Origin of the sequence: Commensalibacter sp. ESL0382 (genome assembly GCF_009725775.1) — a bacterium.
GTDB lineage: Bacteria > Pseudomonadota > Alphaproteobacteria > Acetobacterales > Acetobacteraceae > Commensalibacter > Commensalibacter melissae.
Window position 1 is genome coordinate 39,294 of sequence record NZ_WNII01000001.1, and the last position, 17,879, is coordinate 57,172.

Consider the following 17,879-nt stretch of genomic DNA (forward strand, 5'->3'; position numbering starts at 1 on the left):
TTTATAAAAGGAATTTAGTCATGTCGATTCAAAATTTTGAATTTTATAATCCAACACGTATCGTTTTCGGACAAAATACAATTGAAAAATTGAACAGCTTAATTCCTAAAAATGCAAAAGTACTAATTACTATAGGAGGGGGCAGTGTTCGCAAAAATGGAACCCTTGCTGAGGTACAAAAGGCATTGGGTGGTCGTCATGTCGAGATTTTTGAAGGAATAGAAGCCAATCCTATTTTTGAAACTCTCATGAAAGCTGTTGAGAAAATTCGTCAGGAAAATTTTGATTTTATATTGGGCGTTGGCGGAGGATCTGTCATGGACGGGACCAAATTTATCGCCGGGGCAGTACATTGCAAGGATGATCCTTGGAAATTGGTACTTGATGGTGGAAAAGATATTCAGCAGATTGTTCCTTTCGGATTTGTTTTGACCTTACCGGCAACAGGTTCGGAAATGAACAGTAATGCTGTTATCTCACGGAAGACAACAGAAGATAAATTGCCGATTAAAAACGAGCTTTTATATCCTGTATTTTCTATTCTGGATCCAACGAAAACATTCAGTTTACCGAAAAAGCAAGTTGCAAACGGAATTATTGATGCTTTTGTCCATACTACAGAACAATATTTGACTTATCCAGTTAATGGATCCATTCAAGATCGTTTTGCTGAAGGGATTTTGTTAACTTTAATTGAAGAGGGTCCAAAGACCTATAATAATCCAGAGGATTATGAATCTCGCGCAAATTTTGTATGGGCAGCAACAATGGCTCTAAATGGCTTGATTGCCGCAGGGGTTCCGGAAGATTGGGCCACTCATATGATTGGACATGAACTGACAATTTTGTATGGTCTTGATCATGGGCAGACTTTGGCGATTGTACTTCCATCCTTATTAGAGGAAATGCGTCAAGATAAACGTGAAAAACTTCTTCAATATGGTAAGAGAGTATGGGGATTAACAGGATATAGTGATGAAAAGATTATTGATGAAGCAATCAGGAAAACAAGGGAATTTTTTGAAAGTTTTGGTGTAAAAACCTATTTACACGAATATGATATTGATAATAATGCTGCGGAAAAGGTAATTGAGCAATTAAAGAGACATCATATGACCGCATTGGGGGAAAGAAAAAATATTACACCTGATGTAAGTTATCGTATTGTGCAGGCAAGTCTGTAACAATAATTACATTTCTGCTAAAAGGGTTTTGCCATGCGATTGTTGAAAGTTGTTTCCATTTGCTGTTTTATTGCCGTTTTGGAAATGATGGGTTTAAGAAATCTTGCTTTTGCTCAGGATAAGACTGGGAATGCAATGACGGGTGTGACACTGACGTCCAAGCAGCTAAATAATATTCAGCAGTTGGAAAATTGGATTGATAATCTGACAATAATGAAAGCCAATTTTCAGCAGATTGCCCCGAATGGTCAACGAAGCACTGGACAGGTTTGGATCAAGCGTCCAGGGCGGATCAGGTTTGAATATGATAAACCCAGTCAATTATTGTTGGTAGCGAATGAAGGGAAAATGGTTTTTCATGATGGAGCTGTTGGTCAAACAACCACTATTCCAATTGATCAAAATCCATTAGGACTGTTATTAAAGCCGGATCTTCATTTTTCCGGAGATGTCACGATTGTTAAATATGAAAAGGAAAATGGTTTAATTCAGGTCACGGTTGTCAGGACGGCCTCTCCTTCAGAAGGAAGCTTGACGTTGATATTCAATCAAAATTATATGGTTTTAAGAGGATGGGAGGTCGTTGATGCGCAGGGTCAGGTTACCAAAGTTGACTTGTATGACCTTCATCCTAAAAAATCTGTTTCTGATGAGTTATTTAACATTCATTTTAAGGATGATGAATAGGGATTATATTTTTTGCAGTTCAAGCGCACGTTTATAAACAATTTTTTTGGGCAAGTGAAGAGCGGTGGACACAACTTGGGCAGCGTCTTTAATGGACATTGTTTTTAAGGCCTCAATAAGATTTGCATCAAGATCTATCATATCATGGTTATTTTTTTCTGAAGATGGAGGGGCCAATAATACAATCATTTCACCTTTTGGTGAGATTTGGGAAAATTGATCAAGCAAAGATTTTAAATTACCACGTTGAATTTCTTCGAATTTTTTTGTCAATTCTCTAGCTACGGCTGCCTCACGATTTTCGCCAAAAACCTCTTTCAAATCTTTTAGCATATCGATCAATCGATGGGGTGCTTCATGCCAGATATAGGTTGGGGTTAGTCCTATATTTTCTACTGCCTTTAAGATAGCAAAAGAATTTTGCCGAGCTGTTGATTTTGGTGGCGGAAAACCAATAAATAAATAGGGATGTGGTGGAAGTCCTGATAAAGTTAATGCCATTAAAGCTGCATTTGCGCCGGGAATGGCTGTAATTTTAATATTTTCTTTTATGACAGCATGGGTTAGTTGATATCCTGGATCAGATACCAAAGGGGTGCCTGCATCAGAAATCAATGCAATTTTTTTACCTTGGTGAAGTAAATTTAAAACATGATGGATACGATGGGTTTCATTATGTTGATGCAGGCATTCGGTTGGGGTTGTAATACCATAGGTTGATAGAAGTTTTGCACTGACCCGTGTATCTTCACATAAAATCAAATCGCATTCCTGTAAAATCATTTTGGCACGAAAACTTAGGTCACCAAGATTGCCAATTGGTGTCGAAACCAGAAAAAATCGAGCATTATTTTCAATGGTACGATTATGTAAAAGCCTGTTTGATTGGATTGTGTTAATATTTGATTGAATATTTTGTTTTTGCATTTTAATAATAACTGATAATCAGATTTTGATTAAATCAAAGGAGAATACTATTGATAGAGCAGAAAATACCTTTTAAACAAAATTGTTTGGGATTGAATTCTTTTATGGCAAATTTGTTAAAGGTCACTATCCCTGTATGCTTGCTGGCAGCTTGTTCTTCTAGTCATAGTGATAATAATACTCCTATTACGACACCTACTCAAAATTTGCAACAACCTTCCAAAAAACAAATTGGGCTTCTTCTTCCCTTGACGGGGAGAAATGGCGGATTGGGAAACAATATGTTAAAAGCCGCCCGGCTCGCCATTGATGAACCCTCTGCACTCGACGTTCATGATACGGCAGAAACGGGTGGGGCTTCTGCAGCAGCCCATAAAGCCATTGAGGCAGGTGATGGCATTATTCTTGGTCCCTTGACAGCTAAGGATACAACAGAGGTTGCAGCAGTGACTGGTGCGGTCAATATTCCGGTTCTTTCTTATAGCAGTAATGCTTCAATTGCATCTTCAAATGTGTGGATTTTTGGAATTACGCAAAATCAGCAAATTGAAACTTTGGTAAAAGCAGCCAAAAATGAAGGGCGAATGAAATTTGCGGCTTTTTTACCTGATAACAGTTTTGGTCGGGCAATGGCAGATGGATTAATTAAAAGCTGCTCTGATCAGGGATTGATGCAACCCACAATCGTGTATCATGCGGCTGACCTGTCTGACATCACACAAAAATTGAAATCAATGTCAAATTTTGATGAAAGAACGGAAGCGGCTAAAATAAACTCTCAAAACCAGAATTCAACTGATACCACTGCAGCGAATGGACCCAAGGAAGATGGAGATAGTTTACAAAATGAACTTATTCCTTCAAAACCTGAAAAAAAGGTCGAGACAAAAAAACTGAAACTGGATAAACCTCCGTTTGACGCCTTGCTTTTGGCTGATACAGGATTACAGTTGCAGTCTGTTATCAATGCGATGAATGAAGTGCAGGTTTCTACAAGCCAGGTCAGGATTATGGGACCTACTTTATGGTCATCTTTTGCCGGTAAATTGGGAAAATTAAAAGGGGCCTGGTATGTCGCGCCCAATCCGGTTAAACGTCAGGAATTTATCCGGCAATATATGGCAAGATATGGACAAACTCCAAAACCCCTAGCGGACTTCACCTATGATTCAGCTGCATTGGCAAACAGTTTGAGAAAACGTCTAGGTGGTTTCTCAATAGAAAATCTAACGCGACCGGATGGATTTAATGGTATTGATGGCTTTTTTGCCCTGCATCCCGATGGAACAGTAAAACGTGATTTACAGATTTTTGAAATTCAGTCCTTTGGTGGAGGAAAAATGATTTCAACTCCAAAAGATAATACATCGGGCAGTATGACACATTAGGGTTTATAGTATTCTTTTGGCCATCTTTTATGCAGCCAGAGCCATTGCTCTGGTTGTTTCCTTATCCATTCTTCAATTTTGTCATTTATGCGTTGGGTTAATATTCGAACATTTTCTATATTGTTTTCGACCAGATCCGAATAATCAATGGGTGTTTCGACAATAATGCGCAGTCTTGCAGGTCCTAGTCGTTTTACATAACCGGGAATGATGGGACAACGTAATTTCAGGGCCAGGTTTGCAACAGCGGAAGAGGTCATTGCAGGTTTTCCAAAAAAATTAACCCGAATGCCATCATTCATCTTCTGATCACTTAGAACACCAAGTCTTTTTCCTTGTAAAAGGTGTCTTAATGCTTGTTTTGCCCCTTTTGCTCCCTTTGCAAACATGGGAATTTTTTGTTGCATGGCTTGATATCGTAATTGAAGGATAAGCTCATTTACATAGGGATTGCTAGCTGCACGGAAAAAAGAAGAAAAAGGAACCCCATATTGTGCAACCCCCGGTGGCAACATTTCCCAGTTTCCAAGATGACCTGATACAAATAAAACCGGTCCTTTATGCTTTGCCTGTCCAATTAAATAATTTTCCCCAATGATTTCCCAGCCCGCACCTTGTTTGGTATTTTGTTCAAGATTAGCAAGATGTGGAAATTCTCCAACCGTTCTTCCAAGATTTTCCCATACGCCTGCTATAATTTTTTGTCTTTGCTGCAAGGACAGATCAGGCATGACAAATTTTAGATTTCTATCAGCTATTTTGGAAACGGGAAGTTTCGTGCCAATTTTTTGACAAATCCATCCACCTAGATTGGAGGCTTGTTCTGGAGAAAGTTTTTGTAACAGGTTTATACAAATTTCAGCGATCAGATATTCACCGTAATATGAACATTGTTTCAACCAATTGGAAATAATCTGACGGGATGGTAAGGGCAAGGACATGAAGGAAATTTTTATTGAATGGATTTTACTAAAACGGAATGGATGACAGTCTAAAAGATTACATAGAAAAGATATAGAGAAATCTTGAAAAGTAAACTGGTTAGAAATGAATCATATGAAATAGCTTTTGTAAAGATGCGGGATCGTGCCATGTCAAACAAACCTCTAGTGGGGTGGCCAAAGGTCTGAATTGATCTGGTAACCTAACATAGTCCTTGGGTGTTGTTACCAGGGGCAATTGATAATGGCGATGAAGTGATAAAAGCTTGTTTAGGTCTTTGTTTGAGTAATGATGATGATCTGGAAATGAAATTGTTTTTGAAAGGATAAGTTGGTTATCTTTTAAGGTTTGAAAAAATTTTTCAGGTCGTCCAATGCCTGCAAAGGCGATAACAGATTGATTAGAAAACCGTCGAATGGCAGGATTCATTGTTAGATTTGCCCTGAAAACAGGTACATGGGATGTAATCATGGGTAAAAGCCCTGTTTTATCTTTGCCAATAAAAATACAGGTTTTGACTGTTTTAAGCCCTTGTATAACAGGTTGTCGTAAAGGGCCGGCAGGCAAAAGTCTTTGATTTCCAAAACCTGTTACACCATCAACAACTAGGATGGATAGATCTTTATACAGGGTAGGGTTTTGCAAACCATCATCCATGATTAGTAATTTTACAGGACTTTTCTTTATTGCTGCTTTGGCCGATGCGGCTCGATTGCCACCAATCCACGTTGGTGCAAGTCGGGCCAATAAAAGGGCTTCATCACCAACATCTTTGGCATTATGCTGATTGAGATCAACCATAAATGGTTCTGCAATTCTGCTTTTTCTTTTATAGCCACGTGTCAAAAATGCAAAAGGAATTGATTGTTGTTGGCAATAATGACCCATTTCCAGCGCTACGGTAGTTTTTCCTGTGCCACCAATAGTCAAATTTCCACAACAGAGAACAGGAATAGGGGCATGCCAGCCTGGTTTGTTTATTTGATAACGGGTGATAAGTGAGGTTATGAACGAAAAGGGGGTTAAAATTTTTGCTGTTGGTGTGGGAGGATATTGTTGCCAGAAAAAGGGAGCCTTCATATGGATTGCCTTGCTAATTTTAGAAGATGAGTACCTATATCCGTAGCAAGATTGCTTTTTTGTTCCATGATTTCCAAGGCCAGACAGGCTTGTTTTTTTCTCAATTGTGGGTCGGACAGCATTTTATCAACCCAGTTTGTCAGATCGTCTATGGTGTGAATTATTGTAACCGCTTTCTGCAAATGATAATAAGCCTGTCTGAAATTATGTATTTTGGGTCCAGTTGCAATGGTACAATTTAATCGCGCAGCTTCAAATGGATTATGACCACCCCCTTTATGAACAACATCAAGACTGTTGCCTATAAATACAATGTCAGCCAATCTGTAAAATAGTCCAAGCTCTCCTAAAGTGTCACAGAGCCATAAACCGTTTTCAAAAGGAAGCTCATGTTTACTGCGTTGGGCAACCATTCCTATCTCATTAATGATTTCCTGTCCTCGTTCAGGATGGCGTGGTACAATGATTGTAATAAGGTTGGGCCATTTTTTTCTTAATACAGCATGCGTTTTGGCAATAAGGGTTTCTTCGTTAGGATGGGTTGATGCTGCCAGCCAGATTGGAGAATTATTAAAATAGTTTTCTAACTCGACCAATTCTTGAGAATTAAAGTGGAGTTTTTGTGCTGTTTGTTTTAAATTGCCTAAATAATCGGTTGTAATCTGTAGATGTGCAAAATTATTTTGGTCATGTTCAGATTGGGAAACGATCCATTGAAAACGTGATAGAATGTTTTGGATAAGGGATGGACAAATTTTCCAGTTTTTTAATGAGCGATCGGAAAGGCGTCCGTTGATTAAAGCAAGCGGTATTTTTTTTTGGCAGGCCTCTTTGATAAGATTGGGCCAGATTTCACTTTCTGCCAGAACAATAAGGGATGGATGCCAATAAGTTAAAAAACGACTGATCCATTGTGGAATATCGAGGGGTATAAATTGATGAATAATATGTCTGGCTAATATTGGATGATGCGACATGAAATTTTCTAAGATACGAAAGGAGGTAACTGTTCCTGTTGTAATCAAAAAACTCTGGCTGGAATCCTGAAAATGAATGGCTTGAATGACCGAAAAAATGGAAACAAGTTCTCCAACACTTGCGGCATGAAACTGTATGATTGAACCGGCAGGTCTGGATTGGGTAGGATAACCTTGCCTTTCTTTAAGGCGGTTGGGAATTTCTTTACCCTTTTTGCAACGGTTTTGAAGATAAAATGGTAAAAAGGGAGACAAACAATTCGTTAATGCTGTCCAGGCTGATAAAAGAAAATGATCCTCAATTATGGTTTTCATGATTGTGCCAGCTGGTTGGCTTGATGTAGTTGGTTAATGATTTCTGTTTCAATTGTATCATAATTTTTCTTTGTGACCTCGATAGGTGTGCGACAAACCATTTTTCCTTTACCGAACGGTAAGGGGACGATCAATTTATCCCAGTTGTTTAGGCGTATTGAGCTGCAATAAGCTCCGACAGGTACGATTTTAGTTTTGGCAAGTAAGGCAAGCTTGATCAATCCCGGATGTAAATGATGGCGTGGGCCTCTTGGCCCATCGGGCATGATGGCGATCAGATGACCTGCTTTGGATAATTTTAGAAGTTTGCGGAAAGCGGTCGCTCCACCTTTATCTTGTCCGTTTTTATTGGCAGATCCTTGTACTGTCCATATTCGCCAGGGATTAACAATTTTGCTGATGAGGCGTCCGTCATTATTTTTACTAATAAGTACATATAGGGTCAGATAAGGGTTCTGAGGTAAGGCCCACCACCATAAACGTGGTGAAAGGATCAGGGTTTCATGCCAAAAAATGACAAGGGCGGGTTGACCATCCCTACAAGTAAGTAAAGAGCGTGCTTGCGGGTCAATATCAAATTGCCAACATGTTGTTTGTAAGGCCAGTTTCAAATAACCTCTTAAAATAAAGATTAAACTATTTTGAATTATTTTTTTTATGGAGGCAAACATTTGAAAATGGATAAAATGCTGTTTGAAACTGATGGTGATAAAGATTTACATATGATTGATATAGGAAGCTATTGTACAATTTGAACAAGATTTTATTTTATTAGTTAGATAACAGTATATTTTAAAATATATCGTTACTTGTAAGAGACCTAAAGCTTTCTTACCAAACCCTGTTTGGGCTCTTTTAAAACGGAAGACTGAAAACCGATTGTAAAATGCTGTCTATTTTCTTTCCAACTCGCTATATTGGCATTATCTGGGATCAAGATGGTTGTAAAACCAACCCTGGTTAGAAATTGATATTGATCGGGAAGAATATGCCCAATTGCCCGTAGTTCTCCTGTAAATTTTAGATGCTCTCTGATTTGACGAGCTTGTGAAAAAGCCCTGCCATCTTTAAAAGAGGGAAAATCCAGGACAATAAGGGAGAGCTTTTCAAGATAAGGTCTTAAGTGTTTAATATCTTGATCGCATGGCAATAAAACACCAAGTGGTTGATGAATTTTATCGATATTGTCAAGCGTGGATAAAAGCGTTTGCGACAGGATCGGATAATCAGGTAACGATGTTGGTAAATTATTTTCAATTACAATCCAGGGATTATCAATAATTTCACCATCTTTAAGCAGTAGCATAGACAATTTCCTTGAATGGGCTGATACCTAGGCGATTGTAAGTATCAATAAAATATTCATTTTCATGACGTTGCTCAAGATAAAAATCGATTAGCCTGCGAACGGCATCAACCGCTTCCTCCGCAGTAAGTGCCGCTCCTAGTATGGAACCTATTGCGGCTCTGTCTTTATAGGAAGATCCGCCAAGTTTTATTTGATAGAATTCCTCCCCCTTTTTATTAACCCCCAAAACACCAATATTCATGATATGATGATGGGCACAGGAATTGATACATCCATCGACTCCAATATGTATGGGACCTATTTTTTCCTGTAAACGGATATCCTGAAATAGAGACATTATTTCCTTGGCGACAGAGATTGACCGCGCATTTGCCAAGGAGCAGTAATCAAGTCCGGGACAGCAGACAATATCTGTAATTAATCCCTGATTTGGCATTGCCAGCCGATATTTTTGCAAAGCCTGCCATAGAAAAAATAATTGGTCTTTTCTGACATGTCCCAAGACAAGATTTTGTAAATGAGTCACACGAATTTCCCCGAAGGAATATTCCTCCGCCAGATTGGCCAGAGCATTCATTTGATCTGCTGTCATGTCACCAGGTGTTTCCCCGATGTTTTTAAGGGAAATGACGGTTGCTATATAATCTTTATGAAAATGAGGGTGGCTGTTATGTTTTACCCATCGGTCAAATTCCGGATTGTTTTGCTGATGTTTTTTCATGGTTTCAGAAGCGTTTGGGATATCGGCAAGATTGGGATGACCAAAACGTTTGTGAATCGAATTTATGATATCGTCAGACAAACGGTATTGTTCTAAATCCATGGTATCAAATTCTTTATCAACCTGTTTGCGATAAGCATCTATACCAAGATTCTCTACAAGAATTTTGATTCTCGATTTATATAAATTATTTCGACTTCCATGCAGATTATAAACACGGATAATGGCTTCAAGATAAGCAAGCAAATGTTCAGGGGGCAAGTCATTACGGATGATTTTGCCTTTAACCGGAATGCGGCCCAGGCCACCACCAACCCAGATTTCAAAAACGGGTTTATTCTGTTCATTGCGACGGGTTAATATGCCAATATCATAAAAACAAGCAGCGATACGATCATTTGAAGAGCCACTTATAGCAATCTTGAACTTTCGGGGCAAAAATGAAAATTCAGGGTGAAGCGTTGACCATTGACGCATAATTTCTGCATAAATACGGGGATCCAAGATCTCATCTTGCGCCACACCAGCAAATTCATCACTGGTGATATTACGGATACAATTTCCACTGGTTTGGATGGTATGGATTTCAACAGATGCCAGATACGTTAGAATATCGGGGACCTCCTCTAGTTTTGTCCAATGAAATTGTATGTTCTGACGGGTAGTGAAATGACCATATCCACGATCGTAGTAACGGGCAATATATGCCAAACCACGCAACATTCTTGATGATAAAATACCATATGGGATGGCGACACGAAGCATATAGGAATGTAATTGAAGGTATACACCATTCATCAATCGTAAAGGTTTAAATTCATCTTCAGAAAGTTCACCATTCAGCCGTCTTTCAATCTGTGACCTGAATTGATTGATTCTTTCTTTTAAAAAATCAAAATCAATTTCGTCATAGTTATAACGACCAATGACTTTTATGGTGTTTGAATCGGTATCATGGGATGGAAACTGTTTCATTGATAATCATCTTATTATAGAGCGTGGATTAAATTCAGGATGTGTACTGGGACCAAACGCTCTAATATTTTCACGTGCTGATGCTGGATGGAAAGGGTTTATTAATTCTACATAATGTAAATCAATTAAAAAATGGGCAGTATTGGACTGGATGATTTCCTGCAATTTTTTTTCGGCATTTTCCTTATTGGAAAAAAGTTGGGCGTCTTCCAGCATTATCCCCCAATATTCTTGCGGGGTGAACCACACAACCCGCCCATCCAGAAGACGATTTGCGGTTAAAACATAATAATCAGATTGATCGGCCTGCCTGTCTTGAGAAACCACAATAGGTAATTCCTTTTTATAACTATACAAGTATGTATATATAACATTATTTTTTATAATTACACAAAAAAATAGTAAAAGGAAAAATTATCCTTTTACCATAAGGATAAATGAAGATGATGTTTTATCGATTCATCAAGACAGATATATTGGCGTTTTCAAGCATGTAACGTGTGACCCCTCCCAGAATCAGCTGCTGCCAACGTGGGTGGGAATAGGCACCCATGCATAACATGTCCGCTCCTATCTCATTACAGGTTGAAAGGATTGTATTTCCAACATCCCTGTCATTGCCCAATTGATGGGGAGTTGCTTGAATGTTATGGAATTTGAGATAGTTAACAACATCTTGAATTTTCTTATCATGATTTTCATAATCATTCGTATATAGGATATAGACCTGTTCAGCATAATGAAGCCATCTCAAACTTGCATGCAGGGCGGCGGCTGATTCTGCGCTGCCATTCCAGCAGATACAGATTTTTTTGCCGGTTGTAAGGGGTTTTTGTTTGGGGGCAATAATGATGGGGCGGCCACTATCGAATAATAGGGTATGAAGTGCTTCGGAAGAGGAAATTTCACTGTCTGAATCGGGGTGAGAAATCACCGTTATGTCGGACAAGCGTGCCCAGTAGGTAATTAATTCATTTTCCCGCCCAACCATATTGGTGAAACTGGCCGTAATTTTTTCCTTAGCAGGTTCAGTAAGGTCTGGGTCGGTTAATTCGATATTGTATTTATCGATAAAATTATCGAAAATTTCTCGGGCAAGTTTTAACCGTTTTTGATTTTCTGAGGCGGCAACATTCATGACCTCTTCAATCATGGATCCGGACAATCCCTCACTAGTAAGCGGAATAAGGTCTTTTCTATCGGGTTGAATATGGATAACGGCAAGATGAGCATTATAGTTTTTTGAGAGGTAATAGGCAGTGGTTAGAGTAGATTCAGATAAAGGGGTGCCTTGAATAGGAATGAGTATTTTCTTGACGCTAAGCATTGTTTATTCCCTTTCCTTAAAATAAACGGGGTATAATCTTGGATATTAATCGCTTATTTGATTTTTTAATAGATAAAATGAATTCTAGGCTGAAATAGAGCGCTGAAAAGAATCACATTTTTGTGACAGGAATGCTGGAGCTTAATTAAAACAAAAAGTTGAGGGGTATTATTTGATAATGTTTGGGTTTAATCTCTAAAGATTGTATCCATAATGAAAATGATTTCTTTTCTTTTTTTTTTGTTTTAAAATGAACGCCAATTTAGGAATTGTTCTGGCTACTTTTTAATTGTCAAAAGACATACAAAAACAAAAAATCTATTAAGGGGTGTTATGATAACGAAAAATGATGTTTTGCCTGTAAAGGGAAATTTGATGCAAGGAAAACGCGGTTTGATTATGGGTTTGGCCAATAATCATTCGATAGCATGGGGAATATCGCGTGCTTGTGCGTTACAAGGGGCAGAGCTTGTTTTTACTTATCAGGGAGATGCCTTGAAAAAAAGGGTCGCCCCTTTGGCCGAAAGTTTGGGATCAACCTATCTTTTGCCTTGTGATGTCAGTAAAGATGAGGATATCAGCAACGTATTTGAAGATATTGCCCAAAAATGGGGAAAACTAGATTTTGTTGTTCATGCGATTGGATGGGCTGATAAACAATATTTGCGTGGACGTTATGTTGATACTCCTAGAGAGGCATTTTTAACAGCCATGGATATCTCATGCTATTCTTTTACTGCTGTTGCAAAAGAGGCCGCAAGATTAATGCCAGATGGTGGATCACTTCTTACCTTGACATATCTGGGATCTGAACGTGTGATGCCTCATTATAACGTTATGGGTGTAGCCAAGGCAGCTTTGGAGGCTTCTGTGCAGTATATGGCAGCAGATCTTGGACCTGATAATATTCGTGTCAATGCGGTTTCCGCTGGTCCTATCAAAACATTGGCGGCAAGTGGAATAGGCGATTTCCGTTATATCCTGAAATGGAATCAGCTTAATTCTCCTTTACAACGTAATGTTACCATTGATGAAGTTGGCGGGGCGGGTTTATATTTCCTTTCTGATTTATCTAGAGGGGTCACAGGTGAAATACATCATGTTGATTGTGGTTATCATCTGGTTGGAATGAAAAATCCTGATGCACCTGATATTGCCTTGTCAGATAATTAATCAATTTTACAGTGAGTGAACAGTAACGTGTCGTGTAATAGTTTTGGAAGCTTGTTCAGGGTTACGACATGGGGGGAAAGTCATGGGCCTGCAATCGGTTGTGTTGTTGACGGGTGTCCTCCCTTGATTCCGCTTTCTGAGAAATTGATTCAACCTTGGCTGGATTTACGCAGACCTGGACAATCCTCATTTACAACCACGCGTCATGAGCCCGATCAGGTGAAGATATTATCAGGTGTGTTTGAAGGTAAAACGACAGGCACTCCTATATCATTATTGATTGAAAACACCAATCAGCGTTCCAAGGATTATTCCAATATCGCTCAGTCCTACCGTCCAGGTCATGCAGATATTACCTATGATTTGAAATATGGTATACGGGATTATCGAGGGGGAGGAAGATCTTCAGCCAGGGAAACAGCCATGCGTGTTGCTGCTGGAGCGATTGCCCGTTTGATTTTGGGAAATTCAATTTTTATTCGTGGGGCCCTAATTCAGATTGGGGATAAAAAAATCAATCGTGACCGATGGTCATGGGACGAGGTTAAAAAAAATGATTTTTTTTGTCCCGATGCACAAATGGTCGAGATCTGGAGGAATGAATTATCCATAATCCGTAAGGCTGGGTCATCCATCGGTGCGGTGATTGAAGTGGTGGCCGAAGGGGTTCCCGCAGGATTGGGGGCGCCAATTTATGGAAAACTGGACGCTGATATTGCCCAGGCCATGATGAGTATCAATGCCGTAAAAGCTGTTGAAATCGGTGAAGGCTTTGCCGCTGCAACCCTACGGGGTGAAGAGAATGCTGATCCTATATATCTTGAAAATGGCAAGCTTTCATTTGCCTCTAATCATGCGGGCGGTATTCTGGGCGGTATTTCCAGCGGTCAACCAATTGTGGTTCGTTTTGCAGTTAAACCGACAAGCTCAATTCTTGTCCCTCAACCCTCAATTAATTCAGAAGGTGAATCTGTTGAAGTAATTACCAAAGGTCGACATGATCCTTGTGTCGGTATACGGGCTGTTCCAGTTGGAGAGGCCATGCTTGCCTGTGTCTTGGCAGATCATTGGTTAAGGCATCGCGGTCAAATCGGAAAATTTGGGGAGATAATTCATAAATAATAGAACATTATATTGATGAACTGTATTTTATAAATAATCAGCTATTTTGATTTCAAGTTTAATGAAAATGTGGTTATACTTTTAAAAAATAAATTTTGGTTTCAAAGTTTATTGGGACTGCCAGACTATGGATGATAATAAAAAACAGAATACTGATTTTGAAAAAGAATTTGTAAGGGATCAATTAATTAAGGTGGCAAGAAACTCTGCTGCAAAAGGCATTCCAGCAGATGTGTTTGAGGCGTTGTTGATTACTTTATCCGATGAAATCGATTTCAAAGCCATAATGATAGAAAATTAAGAGAAAAGTGCAGTGAGTTTAGATCCTTATACCATTTTGGGAATATCGAAAACAGCCAGTCAGGATGAGATACGTAAAGCGTATCGAAAATTGGCCAAAAAATATCATCCTGACCTAAATCCCGGAAATAAAGAGGCTGAGGATAAATTTAAAGCGATTAGCGTTGCGAATGAATTGCTTTCAGATCCAGAAAAGAGGGCCCGTTTTGATCGTGGTGAGATTGACATTCATGGTCAGGAACAGGGCTTTCCGGGGGGAGGTGCCGGATATCGTCATTATGCTGATGGAGCGCAAGGATTTCGGTACAGTCAGGGTGAAGGAATGCACGGTAATCAATTTTCCGAGGATGATTTGCAGGATATATTGAACCGGTTTGGCGGTGGTGGCTGGGGTGGTTTCTCTGGTCGGGGTTTTTCTCAAGGAAGATCCAGTAGAGGTCCACAGAAAGGGCAGGATCGACGCTATAGTCTGAAAATTAGTTTTCTGGATGCAGTTAATGGTACAACATCGAGAATTACCTTACCTGAAGGGGGAACACTTGATGTTAAAATCCCTCCTGGAATTGATGATGGTCAGACCTTAAGGTTGCGCGGAAAAGGGGATCCTGGCTTTCAAAATGGTCCTGCCGGGGATGCCTTGATTACCATTCAGGTAATGCCTCATGCCTATTTTAAAAGAGATGGTCAGGATATAAGAATGACGTGGCCTGTTGATCTAAAGACAGCGGTTTTGGGCGGTAAGCTGACTGTTCCAACTCCTACCGGCGAGGTTGCGTTAAATGTGCCGGCTCATTCAGATAGCGGAACTGTACTAAGGTTACGTGGACGGGGTATTCCACCCCGTAAAAATCTTGAGGCTGGGAATCTGTATGTAACTTTACAAATTACGATTGGTAAAGTCGATCCCGCTTTGGAAGAGTTTTTACGTAAATCCATTGATCAATCCAATTAAATCTAAAAAATGTAAAAGGGAAAGAAAATGATAACCCTTGAAATGTTATGCTATAATTTACCTGAAATAACAGCCAATGATGTCTATCACTGGATAAACAATCAATGGTTGAGGCCAGAAAAGAAAGAGGGAAATTATTTATTTAAGGAGATTGATGAGGCAAGGGCCAAATTAATTCTTGAATTAAGGGATCATTTAGGAGTGGCAGAAGATTCAATGTCTTTGGTTCTGCAACTTTTGGATCAGCTTTATACGACGCGACGACAAATGCGTTATTTATGTGAAGTGATTTCCACGGAGAAATATCCTGATGTTCAACAAATTTTACGTCGTATTCTAGATGATCATTCAACGATTGAGATCAATTAGTTACATAAATGAAACAGAACGATTTAATAAAGCTGAAAGTTCTGCTCTTGCATTTTGATCCTGTTGGAAAACACCAAGCAATTTTGATGTAACCATAGATACACTTGGGTTATGCACACCTCTGGTTGTCATGCATTGATGAGTGGCCTCAATGATTACAGCGACCCCTCTAGGTTGTAATACCTCTTGGATTATATTGGCGATTTCCGCTGTCATTCTTTCTTGAATTTGTAATCTTTTGGCAAAAACCTCTACAATCCTGGCCAGTTTGGAAATGCCGACGACATAGTTATTGGGTAAATAGGCAACATGAGCCTTTCCAATAATTGGAACCATATGGTGTTCGCAATGACTTTCAAAGCGAATGTCACGTAAAAGGACAATTTCCTTATATCCACCGACCTCTTCAAATGTTCGGCCAAGGATTTCTTTCGGGTTTTCTTTATAGCCAGAAAAAAATTCGGCATAGGCATTTATAACACGGCTTGGCGTATCTATTAACCCCTCACGATCCGGATCATCACCAGCCCAGCGAATAAGGGTACGCACCGCTTCTTCAGCTTCTGAACGAGAGGGGGCGGAAGTTTTTTTATCAGTCATATTCTATAAATCTTTTAAACCAGTAAAACTGTTCAATGTTTCTGTTTGGTATGAAGTAATTTTGGACAATATAAAAAGATATATATTAATTTTGTAAAGGGAAAATTAAACGGTTTTGTTTAAAATGAAACTACACGATTTTATTATATTTTCCTTCAGTATTAAAATATATGGAAAAAATTAATATATTTTCAATTTAAAAGATTACTTATTTATTGTTTGTTTTTGCAAAAAAATTGTTAATTTATCAAATCCTTTTTGCAGATCCTCAAGTAAATCCTGTGGATCCTCCATTCCTACTGAAAAGCGGATAATGCCATCAGTAATTCCGAGTTTTAAACGATCCTCTGGACTGACCTTCATATGTGTTGTTGTTGCCGGGTGCGTTACAATACTCCGACTATCACCAAGATTATTACAAATTAATATGAGCTGTAAGGCATTCATGAATGTAAATGCACCTTTTTTCCCCCCATTGACTTCAAAGGCGATCATGGCACATGGCGCATCCATTTGTTTGCAGGCAAGGCCATATTGAGGATGTGAGTGTAATCCGGGATATCGAATAAGATTAACAACATCAGATTTTTCAATAAATTCTGCACAGATTTTCGCATTTTCGGTCATTTTTTCCATACGAAGTGGAAAAGTTTCCAGACCTTTCAGCAATATCCACGCATCAAAAGCTGAAATTGTAAGTCCTGTATTATGAACAAAAGGTATAATATCGGCTTCAAGCAAGTCTTTACTACCTAGAATAGCACCTCCTAGGACACGCCCCTGTCCATCCATATGTTTTGTACAAGAATAGACAACAAGATCAGCCCCTACTTTCAAAGGTTTTTGATATAATGGAGTGGCAAAAACATTGTCAATAATCAATATTCCGCCTGCCTGATGGGTCAAGTCAGCAATTTGCCGAATATCCAAAATGTCTAGCATTGGATTGGAAGGGCTTTCAATCAAAACAGCTGCTGCAGGTTTGGATAATGCTTTTTTCCATTCCTGAATATTCGTGCCTTCAACAAAAGCGGTTTCGATTCCTAATTTTGGTAAAAAATTTTCAACAATCCAGTAACTTGACCCAAAAAGCGCCTTAGATGCGATAACACGATCCCCATGTTTCAAATTGGAAAATAAGGCAGCAAAAATTGCGCTCATTCCTGTTGAGGTGGCAACACAACATTCAGCCTCTTCCAAATGAATAAGTCGATTTTCAAGGTTGGTAATGGTAGGGTTATTAACACGGCTATATTGATAATGCCTTTCTTTTTTTTGGAAAGTGCGTTCTGCTTGTTCTGCACTTTCATAAATGAACCCAGATGTTAAAAAAAGAGCTTCACATGTTTCAGCAAAGGAAGAACGTTCAATATTATCATGAAGTAAACGAGTGGCTAGGCGATGGGAAGAGGTTTTGTTCATAATATTTCTCTTTGATAACCATAAGGAGCGTTCATGATAGAGGAATGCAAGAAAAGTGGTTAGTAATTTCTTTATTTTTTAAAAATTATCAAAAAAGATATATTTTTCT

At 38.9% G+C, this 17,879-nt stretch carries 19 protein-coding genes; 8 read left to right on the forward strand and 11 right to left on the reverse strand.

What is annotated here, in order from left to right:
• Positions 1–20 precede the first annotated feature (20 nt).
• Positions 21–1,184, forward strand: a complete 1,164-nt coding sequence (locus tag GM552_RS00195) for an iron-containing alcohol dehydrogenase (RefSeq protein WP_155564765.1) — start codon at positions 21–23, stop codon at positions 1,182–1,184.
• 33 nt (positions 1,185–1,217) lie between these two features.
• The gene (locus tag GM552_RS00200; protein WP_155564766.1) at positions 1,218–1,871 is read left to right on the forward strand and encodes an outer membrane lipoprotein carrier protein LolA; all 654 of its coding nucleotides are present in this window, start codon (positions 1,218–1,220) and stop codon (positions 1,869–1,871) included.
• Positions 1,872–1,874: 3 nt separating this feature from the next.
• Here GM552_RS00200 and rsmI read toward each other — a convergent pair whose 3' ends face one another.
• Positions 1,875–2,798, reverse strand: a complete 924-nt coding sequence (gene rsmI / locus GM552_RS00205) for a 16S rRNA (cytidine(1402)-2'-O)-methyltransferase (RefSeq protein ID WP_155564767.1) — start codon at positions 2,796–2,798, stop codon at positions 1,875–1,877.
• 104 nt (positions 2,799–2,902) lie between these two features.
• On the opposite strand from rsmI, the gene GM552_RS00210 reads away from it, so the two are divergent.
• Positions 2,903–4,186, forward strand: a complete 1,284-nt coding sequence (locus tag GM552_RS00210) for a penicillin-binding protein activator (RefSeq protein WP_196424805.1) — start codon at positions 2,903–2,905, stop codon at positions 4,184–4,186.
• On the opposite strand, the gene GM552_RS00215 is transcribed toward GM552_RS00210, so the two are convergent.
• From GM552_RS00215 to GM552_RS00250, 8 genes are all read right to left on the reverse strand, one after another.
• The gene (locus GM552_RS00215) at positions 4,183–5,127 is read right to left on the reverse strand and encodes a lysophospholipid acyltransferase family protein (RefSeq protein ID WP_155564769.1); all 945 of its coding nucleotides are present in this window, start codon (positions 5,125–5,127) and stop codon (positions 4,183–4,185) included. The two genes, GM552_RS00210 and GM552_RS00215, sit on opposite strands and share 4 nt — an antisense overlap.
• Before the next feature lie 100 nt (positions 5,128–5,227).
• Positions 5,228–6,208: a tetraacyldisaccharide 4'-kinase gene (gene lpxK, locus GM552_RS00220; RefSeq protein WP_155564770.1), complete on the reverse strand. Its 981-nt coding sequence runs from the start codon at positions 6,206–6,208 to the stop codon at positions 5,228–5,230.
• Positions 6,205–7,500 carry a 3-deoxy-D-manno-octulosonic acid transferase gene (locus tag GM552_RS00225; protein WP_155564771.1) on the reverse strand — a complete coding sequence of 432 codons (1,296 nt, stop codon included), beginning with the start codon at positions 7,498–7,500 and terminating at the stop codon, positions 6,205–6,207. The genes lpxK and GM552_RS00225 overlap by 4 nt, the downstream gene beginning before the upstream one ends.
• Positions 7,497–8,111 carry a lysophospholipid acyltransferase family protein gene (locus tag GM552_RS00230; protein ID WP_230872995.1) on the reverse strand — a complete coding sequence of 205 codons (615 nt, stop codon included), beginning with the start codon at positions 8,109–8,111 and terminating at the stop codon, positions 7,497–7,499. The genes GM552_RS00225 and GM552_RS00230 overlap by 4 nt, the downstream gene beginning before the upstream one ends.
• Positions 8,112–8,320: 209 nt before the next feature.
• Complete coding sequence (locus tag GM552_RS00235) at positions 8,321–8,806, reverse strand: DUF934 domain-containing protein (RefSeq protein ID WP_155564772.1); 486 nt, start codon at positions 8,804–8,806, stop codon at positions 8,321–8,323.
• Positions 8,793–10,505 carry a nitrite/sulfite reductase gene (locus GM552_RS00240; protein ID WP_155564773.1) on the reverse strand — a complete coding sequence of 571 codons (1,713 nt, stop codon included), beginning with the start codon at positions 10,503–10,505 and terminating at the stop codon, positions 8,793–8,795. The genes GM552_RS00235 and GM552_RS00240 overlap by 14 nt, the downstream gene beginning before the upstream one ends.
• 6 nt (positions 10,506–10,511) lie before the next feature.
• Positions 10,512–10,832, reverse strand: a complete 321-nt coding sequence (locus GM552_RS00245; protein WP_155568691.1) for a DUF2849 domain-containing protein — start codon at positions 10,830–10,832, stop codon at positions 10,512–10,514.
• Between the two features lie 124 nt (positions 10,833–10,956).
• A complete protein-coding gene (locus GM552_RS00250; protein WP_155564775.1) occupies positions 10,957–11,832 on the reverse strand; it encodes a universal stress protein in 876 nt (291 codons plus the stop codon).
• Positions 11,833–12,165: 333 nt separating this feature from the next.
• On the opposite strand from GM552_RS00250, the gene fabI reads away from it, so the two are divergent.
• From fabI to GM552_RS00275, 5 genes are all read left to right on the forward strand, one after another.
• On the forward strand, positions 12,166–13,005 hold the full coding sequence (gene fabI, locus GM552_RS00255) for an enoyl-ACP reductase FabI (protein ID WP_110439241.1): 840 nt from the start codon (positions 12,166–12,168) through the stop codon (positions 13,003–13,005).
• Positions 13,006–13,032: 27 nt separating this feature from the next.
• The gene (gene aroC, locus GM552_RS00260) at positions 13,033–14,127 is read left to right on the forward strand and encodes a chorismate synthase (protein ID WP_370533570.1); all 1,095 of its coding nucleotides are present in this window, start codon (positions 13,033–13,035) and stop codon (positions 14,125–14,127) included.
• Positions 14,128–14,254: 127 nt separating this feature from the next.
• Positions 14,255–14,428 carry a hypothetical protein gene (locus GM552_RS00265; RefSeq protein ID WP_155564776.1) on the forward strand — a complete coding sequence of 58 codons (174 nt, stop codon included), beginning with the start codon at positions 14,255–14,257 and terminating at the stop codon, positions 14,426–14,428.
• A 12-nt stretch (positions 14,429–14,440) separates the two neighbouring features.
• Positions 14,441–15,379 carry a DnaJ C-terminal domain-containing protein gene (locus tag GM552_RS00270; RefSeq protein ID WP_370533571.1) on the forward strand — a complete coding sequence of 313 codons (939 nt, stop codon included), beginning with the start codon at positions 14,441–14,443 and terminating at the stop codon, positions 15,377–15,379.
• A gap of 27 nt (positions 15,380–15,406) precedes the next feature.
• Positions 15,407–15,748: a hypothetical protein gene (locus GM552_RS00275; protein ID WP_110439244.1), complete on the forward strand. Its 342-nt coding sequence runs from the start codon at positions 15,407–15,409 to the stop codon at positions 15,746–15,748.
• Here the strand turns inward: GM552_RS00275 and folE are convergent, their stop codons facing one another.
• Both folE and GM552_RS00285 read right to left on the reverse strand, forming a co-directional pair.
• A complete protein-coding gene (folE, locus tag GM552_RS00280; protein WP_155564777.1) occupies positions 15,749–16,348 on the reverse strand; it encodes a GTP cyclohydrolase I FolE in 600 nt (199 codons plus the stop codon).
• A 204-nt stretch (positions 16,349–16,552) separates the two neighbouring features.
• Complete coding sequence (locus GM552_RS00285; RefSeq protein ID WP_155564778.1) at positions 16,553–17,770, reverse strand: PLP-dependent aspartate aminotransferase family protein; 1,218 nt, start codon at positions 17,768–17,770, stop codon at positions 16,553–16,555.
• Positions 17,771–17,879: the final 109 nt, after the last annotated feature.